General features: G+C 47.9%; 14 protein-coding genes. 8 read left to right on the top strand and 6 right to left on the bottom strand.

The window, feature by feature from the left end:
• Positions 1-103: 103 nt before the first annotated feature.
• Positions 104-964: a Flp pilus assembly protein CpaB gene (cpaB, locus tag SK066_RS05500; RefSeq protein WP_320543942.1), complete on the bottom strand. Its 861-nt coding sequence runs from the start codon at positions 962-964 to the stop codon at positions 104-106.
• Positions 957-1,430, bottom strand: coding sequence for an A24 family peptidase (locus tag SK066_RS05495; protein WP_320543941.1), 474 nt, complete (start codon positions 1,428-1,430; stop codon positions 957-959). The genes cpaB and SK066_RS05495 overlap by 8 nt, the downstream gene beginning before the upstream one ends.
• A 932-nt stretch (positions 1,431-2,362) precedes the next feature.
• Here SK066_RS05495 and SK066_RS05490 point away from each other — a divergent pair.
• The gene (locus tag SK066_RS05490) at positions 2,363-3,601 is read left to right on the top strand and encodes an MFS transporter (protein WP_320543940.1); all 1,239 of its coding nucleotides are present in this window, start codon (positions 2,363-2,365) and stop codon (positions 3,599-3,601) included.
• 296 nt (positions 3,602-3,897) lie between these two features.
• Here SK066_RS05490 and SK066_RS05485 read toward each other — a convergent pair whose 3' ends face one another.
• The gene (locus SK066_RS05485; protein ID WP_320544815.1) at positions 3,898-4,881 is read right to left on the bottom strand and encodes a DMT family transporter; all 984 of its coding nucleotides are present in this window, start codon (positions 4,879-4,881) and stop codon (positions 3,898-3,900) included.
• Between the two features lie 296 nt (positions 4,882-5,177).
• Here SK066_RS05485 and SK066_RS05480 point away from each other — a divergent pair, with 296 nt between their 5' ends.
• The 7 genes from SK066_RS05480 (at position 5,178) to SK066_RS05450 (ending at position 16,091) form a co-directional block, all read left to right on the top strand.
• Positions 5,178-6,062: a LysR family transcriptional regulator gene (locus SK066_RS05480; RefSeq protein ID WP_320543939.1), complete on the top strand. Its 885-nt coding sequence runs from the start codon at positions 5,178-5,180 to the stop codon at positions 6,060-6,062.
• A 285-nt stretch (positions 6,063-6,347) separates the two neighbouring features.
• On the top strand, positions 6,348-8,840 hold the full coding sequence (locus SK066_RS05475; protein ID WP_320543938.1) for a glycoside hydrolase family 88/105 protein: 2,493 nt from the start codon (positions 6,348-6,350) through the stop codon (positions 8,838-8,840).
• Between the two features lie 438 nt (positions 8,841-9,278).
• The gene (locus tag SK066_RS05470; protein ID WP_250344132.1) at positions 9,279-10,619 is read left to right on the top strand and encodes an ABC transporter substrate-binding protein; all 1,341 of its coding nucleotides are present in this window, start codon (positions 9,279-9,281) and stop codon (positions 10,617-10,619) included.
• A 130-nt stretch (positions 10,620-10,749) separates the two neighbouring features.
• On the top strand, positions 10,750-11,697 hold the full coding sequence (locus SK066_RS05465; protein WP_320544814.1) for a carbohydrate ABC transporter permease: 948 nt from the start codon (positions 10,750-10,752) through the stop codon (positions 11,695-11,697).
• Positions 11,697-12,545 (top strand): carbohydrate ABC transporter permease, encoded by an 849-nt coding sequence (locus SK066_RS05460; RefSeq protein ID WP_320544813.1) that lies wholly within the window; start codon positions 11,697-11,699, stop codon positions 12,543-12,545. Before SK066_RS05465 ends, SK066_RS05460 begins: the two co-directional genes overlap by 1 nt.
• 46 nt (positions 12,546-12,591) lie before the next feature.
• On the top strand, positions 12,592-14,490 hold the full coding sequence (locus SK066_RS05455) for a sensor histidine kinase (protein WP_320543937.1): 1,899 nt from the start codon (positions 12,592-12,594) through the stop codon (positions 14,488-14,490).
• Positions 14,487-16,091, top strand: a complete 1,605-nt coding sequence (locus SK066_RS05450; protein ID WP_320543936.1) for a response regulator — start codon at positions 14,487-14,489, stop codon at positions 16,089-16,091. The genes SK066_RS05455 and SK066_RS05450 overlap by 4 nt, the downstream gene beginning before the upstream one ends.
• A gap of 716 nt (positions 16,092-16,807) precedes the next feature.
• On the opposite strand, the gene clpB is transcribed toward SK066_RS05450, so the two are convergent.
• From clpB to SK066_RS05435, 3 genes are all read right to left on the bottom strand, one after another.
• On the bottom strand, positions 16,808-19,459 hold the full coding sequence (gene clpB, locus SK066_RS05445; RefSeq protein ID WP_320543935.1) for an ATP-dependent chaperone ClpB: 2,652 nt from the start codon (positions 19,457-19,459) through the stop codon (positions 16,808-16,810).
• A 79-nt stretch (positions 19,460-19,538) separates the two neighbouring features.
• Positions 19,539-20,492 carry a DnaJ C-terminal domain-containing protein gene (locus tag SK066_RS05440; RefSeq protein ID WP_320543934.1) on the bottom strand — a complete coding sequence of 318 codons (954 nt, stop codon included), beginning with the start codon at positions 20,490-20,492 and terminating at the stop codon, positions 19,539-19,541.
• A gap of 356 nt (positions 20,493-20,848) precedes the next feature.
• Positions 20,849-21,298 (bottom strand): Hsp20/alpha crystallin family protein, encoded by a 450-nt coding sequence (locus SK066_RS05435; protein ID WP_320543933.1) that lies wholly within the window; start codon positions 21,296-21,298, stop codon positions 20,849-20,851.
• Positions 21,299-21,373: the final 75 nt, after the last annotated feature.

The raw sequence follows: 21,373 nt of genomic DNA, 5'->3' as shown, positions 1-21,373 counted from the left end.
TAATGCTTGATCTGCTATGCGTATGGATGTGTGCTTCCTAACTCCTAACATCAGTTGGAGCAATATTCGATCCTGAACCGGACAAGGTGGTGCTAGCGTTAGACTATTTGCTGCCAGATGCCGCTGGCGCCTGCGAGCCATTCGCATTCTGCTCTTGATTCGACTTGGCTGCATTGGCACTGGATGGATTCGTTGTCGAGCCCTGGCTTGCTGGGGCTTTATCTTTGGCTGCGTCTGTACTGCCCATATTACCTGCAGCGCTGCCTGTGCTACTCGTAGCAGAATCGGTGGCTGCGCCATCTCCAGTCGTAGCTGCGCTGTCGCTACCAACATCCTTGCTGCTGCCGCTCTTGAGTAAACGAACCTCTTTGGCATAATTCAGCGCCCAGATCACCGATTTGGAATCGCTTAGCTTAACGAGTACTCCGATGGCAGTAATATCATTGCCCGTCTTCTGTACGCTGTTAACGGTGACATTTTTGAGTAGCACATCGGTTACGCGCTTATCACCCTTATTCCCTTTGGAATCATTGGCATTAGAATCATAAGAATATAAAATGTCCACTTTATCGTATGCATCAATCTGTTCATCAAATACAGCCATCGGCGCTCTCAGCATGACCTGTCTGTAGTCGCCTTTTACAAACGTATTATTTCGCAGTACCGATGTCGTAATGACGGAACCTTTCGTAATCGGAACAACCGAAATTTTATTCTCCAGCTGCTGTGGAGAGGTGATCAGGGAGTCCAGTATGTACTTACGTGGAACCTCCTGATCCGTCAATAGTGACGGTTGAATGACCGTACCAGCAGGAATGTCCTCCGCCGCAACCTGCACGGTAACAAACTCACCCAGACTGGCACGCGTTTCCTGCATATAGGTCGAAAACAGGATCACAGCTACCGCTCCCAGCACGATTGCCAGCAGCATAAATACAAATGCTCGTTTTTTCGATTCAAACATGAGTCTCGGCCACCTTCTGTAATAATGCTATAAGTAGTATGGTGCTTGTTGCTATAAACGGTGCCAGTGGAAGCTCCTCTGGCAGCTTAATCGTTGGCGGTGCTATTTTCTTCATCAGTAGTACCGGGCAGGCGATTAAGGCTGCGATCGGAAAGGTAAAGAGCAATGCCCAGATACCTGCCGACCAGCCCAGATAGGCGCCTACCATAGCAAATAGCTTAATATCGCCACCCCCAAGCTTTCCCCTACTAATGATGGCAAGCAGTAAAGCGATAGCGCCTAATCCAATCGCTCCCACCAGCGGCTGCCACCATGCAAGTGTGCCTGTGATCGCATGAACGATGATAAAATAAAGCGTTCCGGGCAAGGTGATCGCATCTGGAATGATACGTTTCCAGCAATCCATCACGATACAGATCAATAGTAGAATCCAAAAGGGCAGCTCGATCGCATATTCAATTGTCACTATAGATCCCCCCGCTTCAGGCTGGATTCGCCTGTACTGCATGCTCAGATGTCAGCGTCTGCTTGCTTTTCATTCAATCTACGTTCTGCCTTTCTGCGTTCTTAACGTTCTGTGTTCTGATGTACCCTTTTATTCAAAAGGAAATGGTATGACTATAGAGCGATGAAGCTATACATGTATTTCGTATGATTCTTAAATTACTGATTGGTCGATAAGTTATGCTTTTCGTATACAATTGTGTCTGATTGATGGCAGGGGGTAAATAGAGCCGTCTTCCTAATAAAAGGAAAATATAGATAGTTACTTATAGTACATCTTACGTAATATGAAGTTTTTTTACCAATAAAAGGATATTCAGCATTCATTCCTGGTGCAATTGAAGTGATTTCGACAAATTTCGTTAAATTGACTGAAAACGGTTAAGGCTATGGTTTGAAATGAGAAAGGTTCGATCAACCTAGTCGTATAGTATGAAAAAACGATAATTTTTATTGTTTCAATTGCAAATAAGAGGATTCAAACTAATTTTTATATGTAAATATTTGTTTATTGGAGAGGATAGAATTTAATCATATAGTCTCTTTCTTTTCACAGGGCTGATTCGTTGACAGGGTGATTCTCATGTTTTTATTACGTGTTTATATGTATCGAAAGTGAAGAGCTGGTGGATGGGACTGTTTATCTATAGTGGTGGATTAATAGTACGCCATTTTGCTTCGGCAAAACCCTTTTCTTGAAGCCTTATATGTAGAAGTTTACTATTATCACAATTCGTATATCGCAATTTGTAAACTAACTCCTATATCAATAAGCAATTGTATTTTTAGGAAAAGCATGATAAATTGTGTTTTGTTTTAGATGTCTGTTCTTCTGATATTAGGGAGTAGGGGCGACTGAAGTACATACGAAGATAAGATTGAAGGAGACATGTTATGGAGCACAGCATCAAGAAGGATCCGAATTTATACAGGCTTTTGGTAGGCAATATTACTTCTGCGATCGGAGTGGGTATTACAGGGATTGCAATTCCATGGACGTTGATTAAGAATTATGATCAGGGTGAGCAGATACTAGGCTATACGATGATTTTTACAACGTTGTTTTTGTTTTTGATGTCTCCGTTTATTGGGGTGTGGATTGATAAGTTTTCGCGTAAGCGGTTTTTGATCGCTATTGAGGTGATTGGATTAGTATTAACTGGAATCTGCTGTATTTATGGATTTTTCCATCATACCTTGTTAATCTGGCAGATTATCCTGCTACAATTTTTAGGTTCCTTGTATTATGCTACGCATATTCCTGCTCGAATTGCTTTTGTACAGGAGCTGTTCGATGGTTCACAATTTAAGTATTTAAACAGCATTTTGGAAACACAGAGTCAGGTTGCCTCTATGCTTAGTGCAGCTTTAGCAAGCTTTTTAATAGAACGTGTATCGCTAAATACGATTTTGATCATAGACTTTTTTACATATTTGATTTGTATTGCTTCGCTTGCTTTGATCCCTTATTCATTCGTTGCTCGTTCGCATACAAAAGAGATTACCTTTTTGGCAGATTTATACGAAGGCTTCCAGTATATTACGAAAAATAAAATCATCATTTTGTTTTTCCTCTTCTCGACCATGCCGTTCATTTCAGTACTTGTAGGCAATTATATCAATCCGATTTACGTGGCTTCGGTGCTACAGGAAAACGCAGAAGTACTTGGCTTTTCCAATATTATGTATACCATTGGTGCGATTGTTATTGGAGTAACCGTTTCATTTATGATGAATAAAATAGGTTCCTACAAAACTGTCATTTTGACTTCATTTATTTATTTGATTGGAACGATTCTTACTCTTGTATTTCCAGTTACTGCGATCTTTCTCTGGGCACAGATTCTGCGCGGTGCTGGTAATTCAGGCACAAAGGTCGCAAGCAATACCATTATGATGCAGCTCGTTCCCAAATCGCATATAGGTAGAGTGAATAGCTTTTTCAGCAGTATTAGCCTGCTCATACGTTTATGTTTATTAAGCTTATTCACACCATTAATTGCATCGATCGGCGCATCGTATGCGATCGCCATTATTACACTTCTATTAATAGTAGCATTTTTCGGACTGTTCCTCTGTCGCTCTGTGTCTTCTAATAAATTACACAGTGAGTCGAAATTGAATGCCTCTTAACGGATAGCCATTACCTGTTCCTATTTTTCTATAAAAGTAAGCTAAATGAAGCAATACTACCTTATATGCTAAATTAAAAATATGCCCGCTATGTCCACAGCTCTCATCTAACAAAAGAGCTATGGATGCAGCGGGCATATTATTTTGTTTTGATTTTACTTGTTCATGCTAGATTTTGGTTTCTATATCTATGTTTACGTTCATGTGCAGGTTTATCTTCATTATACATATGCATGGACATATCCATGTCTATGTCTATGTCTATGTCCATGTCCATGACTATTGACGCCTTCTACTTACGAGCGGCAATTCGTCTGTACAGGCGCACCTGAATTAGCGACTACTATGCGATCTTCTCGCTCTTGCATCTGCACATGACTCTGCTGTTTCCGCTTCTTATTCACCAGCCCAATTCCAATTGCAATCATAATCAAGCCAGCAAACAGCGTCATTGTGACCATCTCACCCAGCATGAAAATACTAAATATATTCGACAGCACGGGAATCGCAAAGGTGTACGAACCGACGGTACTTGCTTCGCCGCTATTCAGCAGTTTGAAGTACACCAGCCAGCCGCCAGCGATAACGAACACGGAGATGAACATCAGTATTTCCACAAATGATACACTCCAGTGGATATCTGACCAGCTTTCCGTTCCACTTCCTAGTGCCAGCAATACGATGCCACCGAGCAGCAATTGCACGGTTAATGCCCAGAGCGAATCGATGCGATGACTATGCTTTTTCATACAAATGGTACCGATTGCCCAGCATAGTGCGGAGGCGATCGCGAGGATAATGCCCAGTGGGGACAGATGCCCTTCCAGACCGCCAGAGCTAATCACTGCCACACCAGCAAAGCCGAATAACAAGCCCGCCGCCTTCATTACCGTCATGCTTTCTCCAAGCCACAGCCATGAGAACAAGCCCAACAATACCGGCTGTAAAAATACAATCGTTGAAAATAATCCAGCAGGCAAATAACCGATTCCGACCGTTTGCAAGCCGTAGTACCCGATAATGTTGAAAATCGCTAGTATTACATATACACGCCAGTTGCGCTTCCACTGTAGAGCAGAGCGACTACGCCAGGCAATCGCAAGTAACAGCAGCCCCCCAATGAAGGTGCGCAAGCCCGAAAATAAAATAGGTGGCACAGATGGCAGTGCCAGCTTGGTTAGCGGCCAGTTGATTCCCCAGATCGTCACGAGAAACAGTACCAGTAGTAAAGTAGTTAGGGGAGTAAGTTTAGCTTGTTTAGCTTGTTTGCTTTGATTCATCGTCTGTCTAGCTTGATAATGGTGCTTTTTCCCCTGCTCTTGCTGGTGCTCCACCTCTGTTGCAGCTACAGCTGGTATCGTTTGTACTGGTTCTGTGTGACCCTGCCATGTATGCGGTGACGCTTCATCTAATCCAGCATGTATATTATCATTCCGATGGTTACCGGATCGATATAGTTTCATGATCATCTCTCCTATCTATATGTTCATTTTGATCTATTGGATAGCTCTAGCGTATCTCTTCTGCTATCATAAATAAAATGAATCTTTTGCATAAAGGAGATAACATTTCTGTTATGACAATCACACAGATTATGATTTTCGTACGTGTTGCCGAGACGTTGAATTTTACACAGGCTGCACAGGAACTGCATATGACACAACCTGCGGTCAGCCATGCGATTGCCAGTATCGAAAATGAGCTAGATGTGAAGCTATTGCTGCGTGATCGGAAAAAGGGCGTACTGCTCACCGATATCGGGCAGCGTGTCGTACGTGAATTTCGAAGTATATTGCAGAGCATGAATCGTGTAGAACAGCATGTCGCTGCTGAAAAGGGGCTAGACATTGGAACGATCACAGTCGGTGCCTTCCCCTCCGCCTCTGCTTATTTTCTACCACCGATCATTCATCGTATTCAGCAGCAGTATCCGAATCTTGTGTTCGATCTGCATGAAGGCTCGACGAACGAAGTGAAAGAATGGGTACACAGCAGACGAATTGATTCCGGACTGATCCTGCTACCTGATCCACTGGTCGAAACGATTCCGTTATATAGCGATCAGATGGTATTACTGCTGCCAGAGCAGCATCCTTTCCAACAGCTGGAGCAGATTACGATTCGACATTTGCACGGTCAGGATATGATTTTATGTAAAGGCGGTCATGAGGTAGCGATTCTGGACGCATTTGAACGGGAAAAGAGTCAGCTTCACATCCGCTTCACCACGCATAATGTGAGTACGCTGGTGCAGATGGTTCGTCAGGGGCTCGGCATCGGGATCGTATCGGATCTTGCCCTATCGATGTTCCCGCATGAGCTGACGTTGAAGCCCGTCTATCCGATCATTCATCGCCAGATCGGTATTGCGACCCTTTCGATGGAGCAGGCATCACTGGCAACGAGATTGTTCATCCGCACAGCACAGGAGCTATTTTTACCTGAGCCTGTTGAACAATAGCTCGCATCGCTACAGACCTGCTACTCTCGAACACATCTGTAACTAATAGCTCGAGGGTAGCAGATCTATTCGATTTCATTATCTATGTAAACGCAATCAAAAAATCTTGGCATCCATCTACTCCGTCAGGTATACTTGAATAAACAAACCTCAACACTTATTCAACACTTTAGCAAAACTTACTCTTCTGTGCTCATGATCTACCACAGACCAACACCGTGAATCTATACCTCCATCCGTATGACACAGACTCCATTTCAGATTGTGAAAGGAAAGTGAAGCCCCTTGGTAACCCGTCATTTTGATGAACCACAAAGTATGCATTATCGTTTTGGTGAAGATCAATCCCAGGTGCTGAAAGTACTGGCTGAACGTTATATTGGAGCAAATGCGCAGGCGGATTTTGTATATCGTGCTTTTCAGCGTTCCGGTATTCTCCAGAATGCAGAAGGCTTATATGAATTTGATTTTGGTAAGCGCTTTCCAGAAGCGACAAAGGGCGACTATGTGTGGGCTGCTGGATTGGTCTGGGGTGATGAGCAGCGGAATCTCGATCTGCTGGCACGCTGTCAGGGCCCGGTACGGCTTTATTTTAACGGTGAATTGATCTATCGCTCGACCGTGATCGATGAGCTGGCTCAGCATGCCGAGGTGAAGCTGCCGATCGATATTCAGCCGGGCTGGAATACGATGCTGCTGGAATGCCGATACACACCCGCAGGCTTCGGCTGTCAGCTTGGGGCGGATGAAGGAAAAGTACGGATTCTGAATGTGCTAGCGCCATTCGGTGAGCGCGAGGGTCAGGCTGGCTGGGTATATTCACCACTGCTGCATCGGGATACAACGAGTAAAGGACTCGGATTAGCCGCTCAAGCTTCACCCGCTTCTGTAAGCGGTAACATCATTGCGAGCAATACCAATGTAGCTGGAAGTACCAACACCACAGGTGAACAGCTAACGATGGCTACTGCGTCTGCTGGCCATGCTTCAGCTCAGCAGTCACACACCGAGCGACCGGACCGTATTGAGCAGCTTCATGCCGCACTGCTTGGCAGCGAACAGCAAAGCGGACTGACATGGCTGCCAGCACCAGCTTGGTCGTCTGATCAGCAGACATTGCCGTCATTGGAAAGAATGTATGGCAAGCTTGCCGGTCACAGTGCGTATGCCTGGACACGTATCCAGCAGGAGGACACGCAGCAATCGACCATTCGCTTGAGTGGGCATAGTCAAGGGCCACTGCGTATCTGGTTGCAGCAGCAGCTTGTCGTATCGCTCACAGAAGCAGGCAACTATAACGTCGATGTCGAAGCCGATTTTGGCCCCAATGATCTGCTCGTATACAGCGAATGCACAGCAGATGGCGCAGCATGGGATTATTCGGTACAGGCAACCTGCGGTGAACGCATGCTGGCTCAGGAGCTACCATGGCGCATTCGTGGTGCATATGATCAGAGCTGGATGTATGCAGGCCCGTTTCCTAAAGGAAATGCTCCCGACCCTGCGGATATGTACACGATGAATCGACTCTACCCTACTGAAGCAAGCGCTAGTTCAAGTGCACCGAATCAATCTTCATCGGGACAAGCCTCAGCTCCACCCACTGCTCATACGTACTGGCGGCTTGATCGCCCGGAGACTTGGATTCGTCCGTATTATGAAAATGCGATGCTCAGCAACAAGTGGACGGTTGGACAGGTAACCAACTATGGGCGCTGGGACTATCCGCTCGGTGTGACAGTATATGGTCTGCTCAAAACAGGACGCTATCTACAGCGCCCAGATATTACACAATATGCGGCTGAGCATGTACAAGCGTGTACGACGATGTATCGATATTCGCTCTGGGATCGCGAGCAGTATGGCTTCCCTTCCATTAATCAGCAGCTCGTGATGCTGAAAATGCTGGACAACTGTGGCTCCTTTGGCTCTGCGATGCTGGAAGCGTATGAAGAATGCCATGAACCGACCTTTCTAGAGATCGCCGATCGAATCGCTGACTTTATGCTGAATCGTCTGGAACGTCAGCCAGACGGTGCCTTTTACCGTACGTGTGAGGGCGAGTATGCGGCGAACACGATGTGGGCAGATGATCTGTATATGAGTACACCGTTCCTCGTACGCTATGCCAGAATACGTAATCATCCTGCCGCATTAGACGAAGCCGCACGCCAATTCCTGCTGTTCCGTAACTATCTGTTCATTCCGGAATACCAGATCATGTCGCATGTGTATGATTTCAAATACGGTCAGGCCACTCAAATTCCGTGGGGACGCGGCAATGGCTGGACATTATTCTCGCTGTCCGAGGTGCTGGAAGCGTTACCCGAGCAGCATGAGCATCGCGCCGCCCTGGTCGACTTTTTTAATGAGCTGTGCGAAGGCTATGCCACCCTGCAAAGCAATAGCGGACTATGGCATCAGGTGCTGAATGAGCCAGGTACCTACGAGGAAGCGTCCTGCACCGCCATGTTCGCCTACGGCTTCGCCCGCGGTGTGCGCATGGGCTGGCTACGACAACCGGATCGCTATGCTGCCGCCGCTCGCAAGGCATGGAACGCACTCACCCGACTTGCGATTGATCGTCAGGGTAATGTACACGGCGTGTGCAGTGGCTCTCGCTACGCCTTCACCGCCGAATATTATGATCAAGACCTGCGCACAGTAACGAACGACAACCATGGGATCGGCATTATGATGCTAGCTGGCACCGAGGTCGCACGCATGAAGCAACACCTCGGTCAAAAAATCGCCGTATCGGACGGCGTTTTATCTTAATCCTCAACCTTTCTTTGTCGTAGTCATCCCTTTACTGTAACGATCCATTGTACATGCTAATCTCCTTTCATATGAACAGGATAAAAGAGGTTGCCGCCAAGCGTGCAACCTCTCCTGCTTCAATGCCTATGTGCTTTTATCCTTATGTGCTTGTGTACCTATGTGATTAATGTACTTCTATGCTCGTGTACTGTTCTGTTGTGCTTATGTACAATTATGCTTGCCTACAGCGTCTCAAACAGAGAAGACTTTCTTTATTGTTATCAGAATACATGCGCTCACTCGCAAGCCAATCCAATAACATCCAAAAAAAGCATCTACAAGCAAATGCTTACTTTTTTAAAAGGATAGCTTACTTTTGTTTATGTCATCACCGCGCTCCACCCTATACAATATTATTTGTAAGCGATTACAAAATGGTTGGGGAGGGTTTTATTGATGATGCAAGGGACGATGAAAAAGTGGGGCGTACTACTAACACTAACCCTGTTATTGTTCACAACCGCCTGTGGTGGCGGCACTTCCAATACGGCTTCTTCCGGCAGTGGCAATAGTGAGGCCGATGCTTCTGGCAAAATTGAGCTGCGTATGACATGGTGGGGCTCACAGACACGGCATGATCTAACGACCAAGGTCATCAAGCTATTCGAAGAAAAGCATCCTAACATCACGATCAAACCTGAATACTCCGGCTGGGACGGTTATATGGATAAGCTAACGACTCAGGTCGCTGGCTCCAACGCACCCGATCTGCTGCAAATGGACTATGCGTTTCTGAGCGACTTCGCTCGTCGCGGTGCACTGCTGGATCTCACCCCTTATACACAGAGCAGCGAGCTGGATATTTCCAAGCATGATAAAAGCATGATCGATGCAGGCTCCATTGATGGCAAGCTCTACGCGATCACACTGGGTGTGAATGCACCGGGCGTGATCTACGATGCAACACTACTACAACAGCTGGGCATCGAAGCGCCACAGGAAAGCTGGACATGGAAAGACTTTAGCGAGATGTCTGCTAAGATTGCAGCCGCTAAAGGTCAGGGCTTCTACGGCTCCGCTGATATTTCTGGTATGACCAATATGTTTGAAGTGTTTTTACGCCAGAGCGGGATCGGCTTATTCGAAAATGGTAAATTGGCAGCTACGAACGAGCAGCTACAGCAATGGTTTGATATGTGGGCAGCCTTACGGGCAAATGGCGGCGTAACGCCAGCCGAGGTCACTGCCTCGACAACGAATGCAATCGAAACCAGACCGATCTCACTCGGTACGGCAGCAATGGACTTTGCTTGGTCGAATCAGCTGCTGACATTCCAGCAGGTGAACAAAAATCAGGATCACAAGCTTGCCATTCAAGTCATTCCACACGGAGTCGACGAGAAGAAAAGCGGCGAATACCTGAAACCAGGACAATTCATGTCCGGCTATTCCAAAACAAAGCATCCAAAGGAAGTCGCGATGTTTATCGACTTTATGGTCAATGACCCGGAAGCAACAGCGATTCTCGGCTCTGAGCGCGGTGTACCTGTGAACTCCAGCGTCCGTGAGCAGATGCAGAGCAAGCTGCCCGATTCAGAGAAAGCGATCTTCCAATTTATCGATGTGGTTGCCAAGCATTCCAGCCCGATCAATCCACCTTACCCACAAGGATATTCAGAAGTCGATACCAGCTTTAAGACCGCTAGTGAGCAAATCGCCTTCGGTCAGGGCAGCCCTGCTGATGTGATTCAGCAATTTATCGATAATGCGAATGCTGCGTTAGCAAGTGGACAGTAGCATTGACGTTTATCGAGCTGTAGCGTTTGCTGCATCATGTGACTGGCATCTATAGCGCTCGGTTCACTATGCACACTGAAATGGTCACGACGACTGACTTTGATCCAAACGGGAGGTTGCTACTGTGAAAATGATAACGACAACGCTCAGCCGCACCCGCACCGGGCAGAAGGCTGCACGCACCGTCAAACGGCGGTATGCGCATAATCGTATCGCACTGCTATTTCTAGCACCATGGTTAGTGGGACTGGTGCTGCTCACACTCGGCCCGATGCTGACGTCGCTCTACATTTCATTTACGAATTATACAATTCTGAACCCACCGGTATGGGTCGGCTTGCAGAACTATATTACGATGTTTACTGGTGATCCATTATTTATCAAATCATTAAAAGTTACATTCACGTATGTGGGCGTCTCGGTTCCGGTCAAGCTGATCTTCGCCCTGCTCGTGGCGATGCTGCTTAACCGCGGTATTCGAGGGCTGGGCATTTACCGGACGATCTATTATATTCCTACCCTGCTCGGTGGCAGTGTGGCAATTGCGATGCTCTGGCGTAAAATGCTCGGTGGTGACGGACTGCTGAACGGTCTGCTCGCCATGATCGGTATTAAGGCACCGGATTGGGTGGCGAATCCTAACTATGCGCTCTACTCAATCGTGCTGCTATCCGTATGGCAATTCGGCTCGTCGATGATCATCTTCCTTGCCGGGCTAAAGCAGATTCCACCGGAATACGATGAAGCGGCTGCGGTAGATGGCGCTGGTGCGGTGCGACGCTTTTTCCACATTACCCTGCCGATTCTGTCACCGGTTATTTTCTTCAATCTGGTCATGCAGCTGATCACGTCATTTCAGTCGTTCACCCAGGCATTCATCATTAGTAACGGCTCCGGCGGGCCCGTCAATTCCACGCTGATGTACTCACTCTATCTATACAAAAAAGGCTTTGCCTTTTTCCAGATGGGCTATGCGTCAGCGATGGCATGGATACTCGTCATTCTGATCGGACTGTTCACACTACTTGTATTCCGTAGCAGTAAGCTGTGGGTGCATTATGAGGATGGTGGTAAATGATGATCGGACAACGTAGCTCGACCGCATGGATTGTGATGAAGCATCTGGTGATCTCTGGGATTGCGTTTGTGATGCTGTATCCGGTGCTCTGGATGTTCGGTAGCTCGTTCAAGCCGGGACATCTAATCTTCTCGGAAATTTGGTTCTGGCCGAGCGAATGGAACTGGGGCAATTACCGCAGTGGCTGGGAAGGGATTCAGGGCAACCCATTTGCACGCTTTTTGCTCAACTCGATTGTGCTATCGCTGGGCGCGGTGCTCGGTAATGTGATCTCATGCTCGATGGCAGCGTATGCGTTCGCACGGCTCGATTTTCGCTTTAAAGCCTTTGGCTTTGCATTAATGCTGATGACGATTATGCTACCGCATCATGTGACACTAATTCCGCAGTATATTTTGTTTAATCATCTGGAATGGATTAACACGTACTTACCCTTAATCGTGCCGAAATGGCTGGCAACGGACGCCTTCTTTATCTTTTTGATGGTGCAGTTTTTCCGTGGCTTACCGAAGGAGCTGGATGAAGCAGCAACGATTGATGGCTGTGGTCCGGTGCGCATTTACTTAAAAATTATTGTGCCGCTCGCCTTTCCAGCACTTGTCACGACGATGATCTTCACCTTTCTGTGGACATGGGATGACTTTTTCAGCCAGCTCATTTATTTGAGCGATGTGAGCAAGTACACGGTTCCACTCGGCTTGCGTCTGTTCCTCGATTCCAGCTCACAATCGGATTGGGGACCGATGTTCGCGATGTCGGTGCTGTCGCTCATTCCATGCTTTATCATTTTCATCGTCTGTCAAAAATACTTTGTCGAGGGCATCGCTACATCGGGTTTGAAAGGATAATCGACGATTGAATCCGAACATCTCATGATAAAGTGAGTGATGACGTATGACGAAAGCAAGTCTTTCCATCCGCATCCGACATAAGCTGCAACAAAGCAAGCTCACCACATTGATGGTGACTTGCTTTATTGCGTTTAATCTACTGCTTGTGTCGGCGATTGTATGGCTCGCCTATCAGTCGTTCTCTGCGGTCACCTTTGCGGAGATTAGCAAGGCAAGGCTCGCGCTGCTCAACGAAAGCACCCGTCGCGGCTTCGACTTTATTACTGGAGTATCTGGCACTGCCTATTCGCTTGCCAGCAACCGCGAGCTAGCCACACTGCTACATACTAGTAACGCACGTCCCCTTGCTCAGATTCATCAGCGCCGTGAGGTGTCACGTATGATTGAGCATACGCTCGTGGTGAATGACCGGATCAGCTCGATTGAGCTGTATACGAATGCGTTTGATGCTGTACCGGTGACGATTGCCGATCATATCTATCCGGTACAGCAAATTACAGATGAGAACTGGTTTCAGACGCTACGGCAGGCAGATGCTGCCTGGGTTCCTCTACAGGAGCAGTCGTCCGGTCATTCGCTGATCGGCTATGCACAGCGTATTTTTGACAGTCATGGTGAAACGGTCGCTTATGTGCTTATTCGCTTGAGTCGTGACGATATCGTACAGCGCTTTGCCGATCTGCCCCTGCTTCAGGATGGTCAGGTGCTGCTGATCGATACAGCCGGGCATACGATTATGCGAATTGGTAGCAAGGGTACAGCGATTGCTGAGCAGGATAGCAATCCGAATGCTGCTAGCCTACGATCACGAGCAGCAGCTACAGAGGGAATGACGATTGACCCGGAATGGATGGAACAGCACACGCGGCTAGGCGAAGATGGCTATGAAGTCGTAACCGATGCCAGTGGCAATAAACAGCTCGTCCTCTACTCGCGTCCAGGCACGTTGCAATGGCGATTGGTGCAGACGATTCCAGTTCATACGCTACTCGCTCCAGTACAGACAGCCGGCTGGCAGATTATCGGGGTTGCTGTGCTTGGATTGCTCTGCTCGGTGCTGCTGGCCTACTGGTTTGTACGGCGCATTGTACGTCCGTTACAGCAGCTCATTCAGCATATGAAGCGACTGGAGGAAGGGCAATTTGATACGAGAATTACGCTATCCTTTACAGAGGAATATGCAAGGTTGGCTTACGGCTTTAACCATATGGCTTCGCGTCTGACGGAGCTGATGGATCGTGTACGTGAGGAGAGCCGCGCCAAGCGTGAAGCGCAGACGGGATTACTCGAAGCACAGATCAAGCCCCATTTTTTATACAATACACTGGATATGATTCACTGGCGTGCACTTGATTATGAAGCGCGTGATATTAGCCGAATGATCGTGCAGCTGAGTAAGCTATTACGCATTGGCTTGAGTGGTGGTCGATTATTCATCTGCGTGCGCGATGAGCTGGAACATGCGCGCTGTTATGTGAGCATTCAGGCAGAGCGTTTGCCCTTTGCCATCGCTTATGAGGAACATGTGCATCCTCTACTACGCGGCTCGTATATTCCGAAAATCATTTTACAACCATTTATCGAAAATGCCGTTATGCACGCCTGTCCCGAAGATGGTGTGCTACGCGTTGGAGTCGATATCCAGCCACTTCATGAACCAGGTCTTATATCATCAGCCCCGGCTCAAGCGCTCGATCAGCCAGCAGGTATCGTCATTCGCATTACTGATAACGGACAGGGACTACCGGATGATTGGCGCGAGGATCAATGCTCTGGCATCGGCATTCATAATGTACAGCAGCGTATTCGGCTCTATTGTGGCAATCAATATGGCGTACAACTTACCAATAGCGCACATGGTGGAACGATTGTGACGATTACATTACCGCGAATCGATAATGAGGAGCAGCTCCAATTCTGGCTAGGAGGCGAAAGCGCATGAAAAGTATTCTACTCGTCGATGATGATCCGCATATTATTCGTGCACTAAGCGAGCATATTAACTGGGCAGCCCTTGATCTGCATGTAGCTGGAACAGCGGCTAGCGGTACAGAGGCACTGGAGCTGTTCTATAATCTACAGCCCGATCTATTGATGACCGATGTATATTTGCCCGGTATGAATGGATTGGAGCTAACCCGTAAGCTACGTGGTGACTATCCGAATCTACCGATTATTATTTTGAGCGGTTACGATGAATTCGAGAATGCGCGTGCGGCGATGCGCTGGGGAGTGAGCCATTTTCTGCTGAAGCCGGCTGAGGTCGACGAGATCACCAGTGTGCTACAGGAGGTCATGCTGGAATACGATGTCAGAGAGCGGCATGAGCAGTTAGAGCTATCGTATCGACAGGAGGTCGGTCGTGTACTTCCTTATCTACGCAAGCAGTTTATGAAGGAGCTGCTCACGACACGCTATCGTCCCGAGCAATTGTCTCGTGAGCGGATGGATTATATCGGTATCCAGCATCGGGATCAGGTGCGAGCTGTTAGCCTACAGCTGAATCGTCCCAAATTTGTCACCCGGATGAAGGAGCGCGATTGGCAATTGCTACGCTACGGGGCAGCCGATATTATTCAGGAAAATGCTGCGCTCTATGCCCAGCAGCATGGACAGGGACAGGCGGAGCTGGTCGATTATTCAGATCGTGTATTTGTCCTTGTCGTGCTGGAACAGCATAGTGCGCTGGATACGTTGCATGTATTATTAGAGCGTATCATTCAGCAAATTTTCACATACTTGAAAATTGAGGTCAGTGCTGGCATCGGCTTGTGCAAATCGGATCTGTGTGAGCTGATGGACTCGTATCTGGAAAGCTGTGAAGCGCTAGAAAACGCAGAGTTTCAAGGAGGCAGTCGTATCTATTGCTATGAACACGATACGCTGAAGCAGTCGCCTGTGCCGGATCATTCGGCTGCGCTACGGCAATGGAATGATGCGTGGAATGATATGCGTACCGACGCGGCACTGGATATCTGGCATACGCTACGAAGCCAACTGGAAAGCGGGCATTGCTTGCTACAGGATGTACAGGTCGTCGCGGTTAGTCTGTTCGACACGCTTATTCATAGCTGGAATCGGCGATATCCACGACTGGAGCCGCCCTTATCGATGAGCGAATTTTTACGAGATATTCAATCCAAGTATGCACTAACAGAGCTAACAGGCTGGATGGATGAGCTGATCCATCACTGGCTGGAGCATATTCAGCGCGAGCAAGCGGAGAAAAAGAGCAATCGTCTCGTCGCTCAGGTGAGGCAGTATGTAGAGCAGCATTATGCGGAGGAGATTAGCTTTGAGGCGATTGCCCGGTCGCTGTATGTGCATCCGAAGTATTTGAGTCAGCTTTTTAAGCGGATGACGGGTGAGAATTTTGTGAGTTATTTGAATCAGTATCGGATTGAACGGGCGCTGGCGTTATTGGAGTCGGGTCAGTATATGGTGTATGAGGTGAGTGAGATGACGGGGTTTCGTAATGCGACTTATTTTAGTCAGGTGTTTAAGATGGTTACGGGGAAGAGTCCATCTGAAGTGGTGAGGTGAGAGGGGTTGGTTTTAAGCGCCTTGTGCGTACTGGAGGGCTTGGGCATACACCACTTCGGGAAGGAATAAGGGGACGGACTCCGGTATCGCACAGGAATCTACGGAGTAGGATCAAATTGTAGATTCCCGCCCCTCGGAAAGGGTAAGATATTTTGCTTTGCAAAAATCACTCTCTCATTGAACCCCGTGTTAGAAAAGAACTAACACTGTAAGTCGTCCTTTCCCCTTATTTCCTTCCCTTCGTTCTGTGCTTGTGGCAACCTTTTTGTATAGCTAATAGCATCAAACCAACTACTCTCAAGGGAGGGAGAGGCAGTTTTAGTGAAAATGATAGGGATCAGGTTATTGCTACTCAGATCATTTTGAAGCTGGTCTTAGTTTTATTGATTAATGCGTTAAATGTGTTAAATAATGAATGGTTGAATGAAATTTTTAAATGTGTGTGATAGATACAATTGAAAAAAAGGTCATCCTATGGACTGGGATGACCTCTTCACCATGTGGGCAATAGATTGGATAGTAGGGTGTTTTGTGGATGTCTACTGAATATGCTGGGTGTATATTTGATAATGGATGTAGCGAATGCATGATATAGGGGCAGAAGTGTTTTCTGCCATCATCGATCTACAGACATTGATTGATTTATAGACATTGATCTATAGATATCGATTGACGGTTATCGATAGTGATGATTCATTCATATCATAGTTGCTCCATCATTGGGCTGTTACGGGTTCAGGCATTTCGCCTGCGCCGGATGAGCCGGAATGGATGTGGACTTGCAGGTCGCCTTCGTTTGCGGTGACTTCTACGGTGGAGCCTGGGGTTGCTTCGCCGGCGATTAGGGCTCGGGCGACTTTGGTTTCCAGGGCGCGTTGGATGAATCGCTTCAATGGGCGTGCGCCGTAGGCAGGGTCGAAGCCCTCGTCGGCAATCAGGCGGGCTGCATCGTCGCTGATGTTTAAGCTGATTTGGCGGTCGGCAAGACGTGTGCGTAAGCCGTCAGCTAGCTTGAGTACGATTTGTTGAATTTCGTTCAGGCTTAGTGGCTTGAAGATGACGATATCGTCGACACGATTTAGGAATTCAGGACGGAAATGGCTGTTCAGCTCGCGCATGACCGTTTGACGTACTGATTCGTTAATCTCACCATCGCGCTCCATCGCTTGCAGTAGATGCACGGAGCCGATATTCGAGGTCATGATGACGATTGTATTTTTAAAATCAACATTCCGTCCCTGTGAATCGGTCAGGCGTCCATCGTCCAACAATTGCAGGAGCAGGTTGAATACGTCTGGATGTGCCTTCTCGACTTCATCCAGCAAAATAACGGAATATGGCTGGCGGCGTACCGCTTCGGTGAGCTGTCCACCTTCTTCATAGCCGATATAGCCTGGAGGTGCACCGACAAGGCGAGATACGCTATGCTTTTCCATATATTCGGACATGTCGATCCGAATCATATTTTCCTCACGGTCAAATAAAGAGGCAGCAATCGCCTTCGCTAGCTCGGTCTTACCTACTCCAGTCGGGCCGAGGAACAGGAATGAACCGATCGGACGATTCGGGTCCTTGATACCTGCGCGTGAGCGAATGACCGCATCCGCAACAAGCTGTACCGCCTCATCCTGTCCTACAACACGTTCATGCAGCACCTCTTCGAGACGCAGTAGCTTCTCACGCTCGCCTTCGACAAGGCGACTGACCGGAATACCTGTCCAGCGTGAGACGATATCTGCGATCTCCTCCTCTGTCACCGCTTCACGCAGCAATCTTCCCTCATGATCCTGCTGTGCTTCCTCCTCCGCTTGCTTGAGCTGACGCTCCAGATCGGGAATGATGCCATAGCTCAGCTCGGCAGAACGATTCAGATCGTATTCCTCCTGCGCATTTTCCAGATCGACACGCGCTTGCTCCAGTCGCTTTTTCAGCTCGTTGACACGCTCGATGCCTTCTTTTTCCTTATCCCAGCGTGCCTTCATCTCTAATTGCTTTTCCTTGAGATCGGCAAGCTCGCGTTGCAAGGCTTCCAGACGTGAGCGGCTCAGGTCATCGGTTTCCTTTTTCAGAGCAGCCTCTTCGATCTCCAGCTTCATGATGCGGCGTGTGACCTCATCCATCTCGCCTGGCATCGAGTCGATCTCGGTACGGATCATCGCACATGCTTCATCGATCAGATCGATCGCTTTATCTGGTAAAAAGCGATCGGAAATATAGCGATCCGACAGAACGCCAGCCGCTACAATCGCATTATCGTGAATTTTCACCCCGTGGTGAACTTCAAACCGTTCCTTTAAACCACGCAAAATGGAGATGGTATCCTCTACATCTGGCTCACTTACGAGCACCTGCTGGAAGCGGCGTTCCAATGCAGGGTCTTTTTCAATATAGGTTCGGTATTCATCGAGTGTCGTAGCACCGATACAATGCAGCTCACCGCGTGCAAGCATCGGCTTGAGCATATTCCCTGCGTCCATCGCACCCTCGGTCTTGCCCGCGCCGACAATCGTATGCAGCTCGTCGATAAACAATATAATCTGCCCGTTGCTCTCCTTCACCTCACGCAGCACCGCTTGCAGACGCTCCTCGAACTCACCGCGGTATTTCGCACCTGCGACAAGCGCACTCATATCGAGTGAAAAGATCATTTTATCCTTGAGTCCTTCCGGTACGTCCTTACGCACAATCCGATGAGCCAGCCCTTCGACAATGGCCGTTTTACCAACGCCCGGTTCACCAATAAGCACTGGATTGTTTTTCGTTTTCCGCGACAGAATGCGGATCACGCGGCGAATCTCATCATCTCGACCGATCACCGGATCGACTTTGCCTGCGCGTACCTCAGCGACCAGATCACGTCCGTACTTTTCCAATACTTCATATGTCGCTTCCGGGTCTTTGCTCGTAATACGCTGATGTCCGCGAATCTCGGTCAACGCCTCCAGCACGGTATCTCGCTTCATCCCGTGCTGATTAAGCAGCTGACGTACCTCCCGATTGCCCGGCTCATCGCTCGATAAGAGTGCCAGCAAGGCATGCTCAACAGCGACGAATTCGTCCTTCATCTCCGCCGCTTCCTTCTCCGCTTGATTCAGCACCTGTAGCAGACCTGCCGATGCATACCGACTGACCGCTGATGAGCCGCTAATGCTCGCCTTGCGCCGCAGCAGCTCTTCATTCTGACGTGCAATCACATCTGGAGAAATATTCATTTTTTGCAGTAAACGGGGCAATAAGCCTGCATCCTGCTCCAATAGCGCTTTAAGCAAATGAGACGTTGTCACTTCCTGATGTCCCATTCCAGTCGCCAGCGATTGTGCTGAGGCGACTGCCTGCTGTAGCTTATTCGTTAATTTAGTATAATCCATGCTTCTCTCCCTCCTGAACGATCCAAATAAATAATGGATAGAGTCCAATGGTGTCTATTTCGGCTTCATTATTTATAGGTTAAGACTTTCGCTTCATTCGCGCGCGATAGCCGTTCGTACGAGACAACTCGCGGTATAGCTCACGCTCGCGGTCACTCAATATCTCTGGCACGATCACTTCGATCTCCAGCATCAGATCACCATAGCCGTGATCATCATCCTTCATTCCTTTGCCGGGAATCCGTAGCTGTTGTCCAGCCTGTATCCCCTCTGGCACCTTGACCTTCACTCGGGATAGATCAGGAAGTTGAATCTGTGACTGTGTTCCAAATACCGCTTCCCACGGAGCAATTTGCAAGGTACCATGCAGATGCTTTCCATCCAAACGGAACATGGCATGAGGGAGAATATGCAGCGTAATGAGCAGCTCCTCATTAGCACGAATGCCATTGCTGCCTGTTCCACGAATACGAATCGTACGATCGGTCTGAATGCGTTCTGGGATTTTTACATGAATATTGGAATCGCCTAGCTTAATCGGCAATTGATCACCACGATAAGCCTGCTCCAGCGTAATATTCATCGTCGCTCTGGTCGTGCGTGCGCCAGTATCGGTTCCCATATATGAATTGGTAAATGCACCTGCCGAATCGCCGAAAAAGTCAAATCCATTCATTCGTTCACCAAAAAACATATCGAATAGATCCTCGTCGCTATAGCTTGTATTCGTACGGTACTCATAGCGTGTACCACCGCCCGCAGAAGAGCGAGAGCCTGACGACGATGCGGCACCACCATTTTCATAAGCACGCCTTGCTTGCTCGTGCTTGAGCAGCTCATCATATTGTCCACGACGGCGCTCGTTGCCAAGCGTCTCATACGCTTCAGCAACCTCCTTAAAGCGCGACTCGGCCTCCTCCGCCTTGTTTACGTCTGGATGCCACTGCTTGGCAAGCTTCTGGTATGCCTTTTTAATCTCCTGTGCGGAGGCTGTAGCTGGAACACCCAGCACATCATAATAGTTACGGGGCATATTCTCCCTCCTTTCACATCGATGGTATTCCATATCACTTCATCACTTTGCGCTACATATATAACAAAGGTGCATTATAGCCTTCATATCTACAATGCACCTCAGATGGTCTGTTAGAACCGTGTATGATCGCTTTGCCATATCATTTCTCTGCAAAACGAATCGGATGTATAGTTATACGTGTTGCACTACAGAACTGTTTCATGGAAAAGGAGGGCTGTCCCTCCTGCGCTCATTGCTGCCATTCTAATTATCCGAATGGTACATATCCTCCACATCCGAATTGCCTAGCATATCAATCCTTATTTTACTTATTTTTAAGCCAATTGACTAGCCGTTCAAACAATCGACTCGGCTTATTCTCCGGATTGAATCTCAATACGCCGACCTTCTGGACGCTGACGTTTTGGAATTTCAAGTTTTAGCAGACCGTCCTTGAGCGAAGCGTCGATCGCATCGGCATCAATATCTTCGACATAGAAGCGACGCACATATTCACCATAACGACGTTCTTTACGGACAAAGTGTCCTTTTTCTGTATCCTCGGTATTATTTTCCTCCTGATGAACAGCTTTGATCGTCAAATAAGGAGCGGCATAGTCAATATTGATATTTTCCTTCGTAAAGCCCGGCAGCTCGGCTTCCACATGATACGCCTGTTCGGTTTCCCGAATATCGGTTTTGAACGACAGGGTGCTCGATTTGAGCGGAGCGAAGAAATCATCATTAAACGCATCACTGAAGGACTTCATCAACTGACCAAATGCATCCTCACGACGTTTACCAAATGGAACCAGATCAAACATAAAGCATCCTCCTTTAGTGATTAATAATTAGTAGCGATCAGTGTCCGGTCAATGTAGACACGCAGTCATTTGCAA

The sequence above is a fragment of the Paenibacillus hunanensis genome (assembly GCF_034055775.1).
Lineage (GTDB): Bacteria > Bacillota > Bacilli > Paenibacillales > Paenibacillaceae > Saccharibacillus > Saccharibacillus hunanensis.
This window is presented reverse-complemented; position numbering and strand designations above follow the sequence as displayed.